Source organism: Leisingera sp. ABD4_442 (genome assembly GCF_056160905.1).
The window spans coordinates 1-5,855 of sequence record NZ_JBSWYB010000071.1 but is presented as its reverse complement, the minus strand read 5'-3'; the positions used below and the strand labels follow the sequence as shown (position 1 = coordinate 5,855).

The following is a 5,855-nucleotide window of genomic DNA, read 5'->3' as shown; positions in this document are numbered from 1 at the left end:
GCTCCGCGCTTGCCAAGCCCGAGACCGACGATTACCAAAACCAAACCCGCAGACTCTCCTCATGAGCAAGGGACCATCGGGGGGCAGGTCACCTGCAGACGCCTTATCAAGAGCCTCTTGAAGAGTGTCGGGGGTAACCAATATTTGGGTCATGTTTTGGGTTTCATCAATTGCTTTCAAGGAGTTATTTTCGACTGTCGTCACTTTATTCTGAATAAGCAACTTTCTTGTCTCGACCAAATGTTCTGAACATCGAGCTCAGATCCTTGATTCAGCCAGATGTATCTGCTCACTATCATTGGAGCCCTCGATCAACACACTGAATGAATGTCTCTTGAGGCGTGCCGGAGCGCAGAGTTCAGTAGAGTCATCCAACGGCAGGTTTGGGCCGTACTGACCGCATCAAATCATCTTAGTTAAGCAACTTTCTAGATCCGAAACTCCACTACCAGCGGGCAGTGGTCCGAGGCCTTTGGCCTATCCCAACCAATACGAGGAAAACGTGGAATATCGTCCGAATTTGGGACTCGGAGCGGCATCCCCGAACGTACAATTTCAGGAAGTCCTACAATCTTCTCGGCGAGGGCCGGGGAAGCAATGATGTAGTCAAGTTGTGTCTTGTGCTTATCGCCTGCGTAGTAGTGTGTCCACCTATCCAACTCTGGCAAAAGATTGACGAGGTTGACGCCAAATCCATCATCTAGTAGCGGGTCGACTCCGGATTCATTTGGCGTTTCAACGTCTTCGACCTGTCTGCCCTCATCGTCGAGACGTTTCCTGACCTTAATCACTTGCTTGTAGTCGTTCAGATCCCCAACGATACACCACAGGGCTTCGCTTGGAGTCTCAAACTTTCGATTTATGATTTCACGCACTGCGATGGCTTCCAGCTGACGCATTCCCATACTTGCATCTCTTCCGCCGCCCATAGATTTGAAGTGGCAATTAAAGACCGTGACAGGTGCTTTGCTAAGAACCGTTTCGACGCAGTCACGCCTGAATATCCTACGGCCCCGCAGTTTGCTTGCCTTCTTTTTAGCTTCTGGAAATTCCTCAAGAAGACCCACACCAGTCTCTGTGTCGTCTAACCATGCAGGGGTCAGATCGGCGTGCGATCGTGTATATACCGGCCAATCCGCGTGAGTAGCAATAGCGACATCAATGCCTCGCATATCATTGCCTTCGTGCAAAACGATGTGCCGATACCCCTTTTCGCCGAGCTTGGCATAGTATGCCGACATGAACCGCTCTAACGCGCCAAAACTGTCCACTTCTTGAAAGGCGACCACATCAGCGTTCAACTGTGCGAGCGCGAGTGCCGTGTGTTGGCGCTTGTCATCATCCTGTGAAATTGACGCGGTTTGGATTAGTCGTCGAAAGTCTTGGAAGTCGTTAAGGTCTCCGTCTCCGTACTCAGCGAGGAACTGAGCAATTGGGGCTAAGTATCGAGCTTCACGGCTATTTGGGCCTTGGAGGAACGCATTATAATCATGTCGTGTGAAAAGGTTTTCGATGTTAAACGTCGCAAGTCGTAAAGTAACAGGCATCTAACGATTTCCTCTGGCAAACATTTCCTTAAGACTATCAATTTGAAGCGTAGCCGCCTTGCCTCTTGAAAATCAACCCTGGAGAGAATTCCCATTTTCAGAGCTCTTCATCGCACCAAGCTCACTGGCGCAACGAATGTCGGCAACGCGTGAGCGATCACAGCGTGGCTAACACCCGTTGGATGTCGGCTTTGGGCCGTTCTGGGTCACAAACCGCGTTTTCTGCATTGAAGCCATTGAGTTCCTTGCACTAGTATCCCAACCAGACGGCTCAAGCATAAGTTGAGGTCAGCGAGTGGAACCGGCGTGGCGCTCTTTGTACGACACTCTGACGACCCGCTTTGCTGCCACTTCTCGGGACATCGCACTGGCCTACCTGCGGCCTGACGAGGCAATTTCCTTCTCTTTCGCGGAGATGAACGAGGCCAATGCCTCTGTAAGAGCGACCTCGTCAGGCTATGCCGTAGAGGTAGCGAGCGTGTTTCCCTACCTTCTGGATGGCTTGTTCTACCGCCTGCTGAGCGATCCGGAAGTGATGCCCTGGATGGATGCCAGCAGCACGGAAACAGAGCAACTGGACCTCCAGTTCGTAGTCAGCCCCTCGACTCTGGCCGAGGAGACAATTCAGACTGCCAGGCTATCCCCGCCGAGACGGCACATTGCCGACTTCATGGGGCAGTTCTGCATGAACTTTGTCTTTAATCATGAAGTGGGGCACATCCTTTCCGGACATTTGGAGGCTCTGAGGCAAGACGGGCAAACAGGCGAGATTTCAGAATTGAACGTCGTCAAACATGCTGGCGAGGTTTTTCTCCCGGAGAGGCAGTATTGGGAAGTAGAAGCAGATCTCATCGGGGCTTCGCTTCTGCGCGCGCAAATAGATGAGCTGATCCGTTTAGCATTGAATGCAGAGCGGGGCAGCATTACCCGCTTCGTCTTCGGCCCGCCGGAGGTCGCCGCTGAACACTGCATCTCGCTGGTGACCGTCGCGCTCTATTGTATGTTCAGATACCTTGGCGAGACCCGCAAACGCCTGCATATGCATTCAGACCACCCAGACCCGCTGGTTAGGGCTTTCATCCTTCGTAGTGCCATTGTGCCTGCCGCACAGAGCCGGACGACAATCAATCCGGACCTCTTTGATGACTTCTTCAGCGCGCGTTTTGAAGAGTTCGATGATGCACTGGAACTGATCGGTATTCATGCTGCCCCGACCCAATCCGATGCAGGGATTGAGGAGATCAACGATGCAGTCAGCGATCTGCTGCAGCGCCGCCGCCTATATGATGAAAAAGCGCGGCGTTTCAGCCGCATTACGTGGCCTGAAGGATAGAAACAGGGTCAGGTTATGAAGTGCACAGGATGCCGCAGCACCTGGAATTCTTCGTCCGTTTCGAACTGCGCTATTGCGCCAGGTGACGCTGGCAAAGTGCTATCCGTGCTCAGGACAAAGACAAACTCACTCGGCCCTGTGTCGTCGAGTTCGCTCAAATAAACTGCTTCTCCAGCCCCGTTTCGAGGCAAAGCCTGCACGCCTTTGCGAACCTCAACGCGGGCACGTTCCCGGTTTTCTTCTTTGAACAGAGCGAAGGGATACCAGTTCCTTCCGGCCTTCTGGAACGCAACCGCTACGCCGTTGAATGGCACATCAATATCAAAGAAGAACTTTTGCCCAAGGCGCAGGCGAAGCACATCGTCGTCCGTGTCATCGGCAAACCGAACGACATTCAGCGAATCTGCTTCTGAGGCATTCTCGGTGACAATCCTGATCCCATCTTCAACATCATGTTTCTCCAGGAACTGATCCCAATCTGACTTTCTGGGCACCTGGAACAGCTGCGGTTCTTTCTCCTGTGCCCAGTCGAAGTGATTGCGCGCAATCCACTCATGGATCTTGTGCGATCTGTGCTTTGCGATTTTACCCTTTTCAAAATTACCGTGCGGATCTTCCGCCTTGGAGACAGCCTGTTCCTGCGCCTCTTCAAGCATGACATCAAAGTGAACATCCAGTTTCCTGGAGATCTGCGTCAGCAGACGGAAGAGCGCTTTATTGGGTGCAATCCGGTCCTGAACCGAAGCGTTTTGCCAATCCACTTCATGGAATTCCGCCATTCAAAAATACCCTCAAATACCTGGATCTGCCCCGATCCCGCGCTGGAATTGGCCGCTAAGCTTCTGCCTACGTATGTGCTCATTTGCGATTTTGCTAGCGGAATTAGGAGTTTGCTCCTATAGCGTTCCACTTATGTTCACGAACGGTGCAAAGCGCAAAGGAGAACGACAACAAAAAGCCACGGCAAATAGCCTGTGGGCAGAAAGGAAAATTCCGTAGACCGATCAGGCCAACCCAGGCGAGACTCATGAGGAGACAAGCCCAGCCCTGCCGGATGGCAAGCTGGTGGAGCTTGTGCGTCTCCTTGCGCGGGCGGCGGCGGAAACGGATTTTCAGGAGCAAATGAGCAGTGAACGCCTTGCGGGCTCCGGGATGCAGGATGAATGCCGCCCGCAGAAAGGACCAGGCTCATGACCCCATACACACAAACAGAAGGACCCAAGCACGTTGCAATCTACGCGCGCTATTCATCCGACCTGCAGACAGACACATCCCTCGAAGATCAGATCCGCATCTGCCAGGCCCGCGCCGAAGCGGAAGGCTGGCAGGTGGTCGAATGCTACACGGATCACGCCATCTCCGGCGAGAACCTGTTCCGACCCGGCATTCAGGCGCTGCTGAGCGCAGCCCCCTTGGGCAAATTCGACCTCGTGGTCTCCGAAGCTCTCGACCGGATCAGCCGGGACCAGGAAGGCGCAGCCAAGGTCTTCAAACAGCTCCGCTTCAATGATCAGCAGATCTTCACTCTCTCGGAAGGGATCATCAATGAGCTGCATATCGGCTTCAGCGGCACCATGGGGGCCATGTTCCTCAAAGAACTGGCCAATAAAACCCACCGGGGCCTGCAGGGCCGCGCGCTCAAAGGCAAAAGCGCAGGCGGCATTGTCTATGGCTATGACGTGGCCAATGAAGCCGGGCCCAACGGGCTGATCGAACGGGAAGGACGCAAGATCAATGAAGCCCAGGCAAAGGTCGTTCAGCGTATCTTCAAGGCCTATGCCAACGGAGAGTCCCCGGCAGCCCTGGCCAAGACCCTCAACGCGGAGAAGGTCCCTGCCCCCAATGGCGGCACCTGGGGACCCAGCACCATCTATGGCAACCGGGAACGCGGTACCGGCATCCTGAACAATGAGCTCTACATCGGGCGGCAGATCTGGAACCGGCTGCGCTATATCAAAAACCCGGAGACCGGAAAGCGTGTCTCCCGGCTCAATCCCGAAGACCAATGGGTGATCACCGAAGTGCCGGATCTGCGCATCATCGAACAGGACCTCTGGAACCGGGTCAAAATTCAGCAGGGGGTCTACAATAAGAAAAACAAGCCGCTGCATAAGCGCAACCGCCCAAGCTACCTGCTGTCGCATCTCGTCAAATGCGGCTGCTGCGGGGGCGGCTTCGCCATGCACAACAAAACCCACCTGTCCTGCTCGACCGCCAAGAACAAGGGCACCTGCACCAACAAGCTGACGATCAAGCGGGAAAATCTGGAAGCCAAGGTTCTGCATGCGCTCAACGCTAATCTGATGGATGAACGCCTGGTCGAGGTGTTCTGCCAGGAATACACCAAGCGGATGAACGAGCTGCGCTGCGAACAGAACGCCGCGCGCACCGGCCTCATTAAGGAACAAAGCAAGCTGACACGGGAGAAGGATAAGATCGTGCAATCGATCTGCGACGGCGTGCCAGCAGAGATGCTGAAGGACCGTGCGGTCTTCGTCAATGACCGGCTCAAAGAACTGGAAACGCTCCTGTCAGCGCAGCCGGAAGAGAAAGTCATCTTCCACCCCAATATGAGCGCCCGCTACAAGCAGGAGGTCTCCCACCTGATGGCAACGCTCAACACCCCGGAGCGGCGGGCAGAAGCCTCGCAGCACCTCCGGGCTATGATCGACAAAGTGGTTCTGACACCCGACATCAAGGGCGAAGAGCTGACCATCGATCTCATCGGCGACCTGGCTGGTATCCTTTCGGTCGCAACCTCGTCGGAAAGCGCCCGTGTTGCAGCGGAGCTATCCAAACTTCAACATGTGCATCAGGAACTTAGCGCCAAAACGCAAACAGCCCCCGGAGGGGGCTGTGTGTCTGCGCCTACTCTGCAAGTAGAGCTGGTTGCGGGAGCAGGATTTGAACCTGCGACCTTCAGGTTATGAGCCTGACGAGCTACCTGGCTGCTCCATCCCGCGGCATTTTGGTTG

The 5,855-nt window shown here is 54.5% G+C and carries 5 protein-coding genes and 1 tRNA gene; 2 read left to right on the top strand and 4 right to left on the bottom strand.

All coding sequences use genetic code 11. The features are described from left to right. Both ACXAHG_RS23240 and ACXAHG_RS23235 read right to left on the bottom strand, forming a co-directional pair. Nucleotides 1-180 (bottom strand): hypothetical protein (locus ACXAHG_RS23240; RefSeq protein WP_475061159.1); only part of this gene is annotated, 180 nt, incomplete at its 3' end. Nucleotides 181-428: 248 nt separating this feature from the next. Next, a complete protein-coding gene (locus ACXAHG_RS23235; RefSeq protein ID WP_475039395.1) occupies nt 429-1,547 on the bottom strand; it encodes an endonuclease/exonuclease/phosphatase family protein in 1,119 nt (372 codons plus the stop codon). A 316-nt stretch (nt 1,548-1,863) separates the two neighbouring features. Here ACXAHG_RS23235 and ACXAHG_RS23230 point away from each other — a divergent pair, with 316 nt between their 5' ends. Next, complete coding sequence (locus ACXAHG_RS23230) at nt 1,864-2,880, top strand: hypothetical protein (RefSeq protein WP_475061157.1); 1,017 nt, start codon at nt 1,864-1,866, stop codon at nt 2,878-2,880. An 8-nt stretch (nt 2,881-2,888) separates the two neighbouring features. On the opposite strand, the gene ACXAHG_RS23225 is transcribed toward ACXAHG_RS23230, so the two are convergent. Next, a complete protein-coding gene (locus tag ACXAHG_RS23225) occupies nt 2,889-3,659 on the bottom strand; it encodes a hypothetical protein (RefSeq protein ID WP_475061155.1) in 771 nt (256 codons plus the stop codon). A 384-nt stretch (nt 3,660-4,043) separates the two neighbouring features. Here ACXAHG_RS23225 and ACXAHG_RS23220 point away from each other — a divergent pair, with 384 nt between their 5' ends. Next, nucleotides 4,044-5,810: a recombinase family protein gene (locus tag ACXAHG_RS23220; protein ID WP_475061161.1), complete on the top strand. Its 1,767-nt coding sequence runs from the start codon at nt 4,044-4,046 to the stop codon at nt 5,808-5,810. Here the strand turns inward: ACXAHG_RS23220 and ACXAHG_RS23215 are convergent. Next, nucleotides 5,767-5,843 (bottom strand) — tRNA-Met (locus ACXAHG_RS23215). The genes ACXAHG_RS23220 and ACXAHG_RS23215 overlap by 44 nt on opposite strands. Nucleotides 5,844-5,855 lie beyond the last annotated feature (12 nt).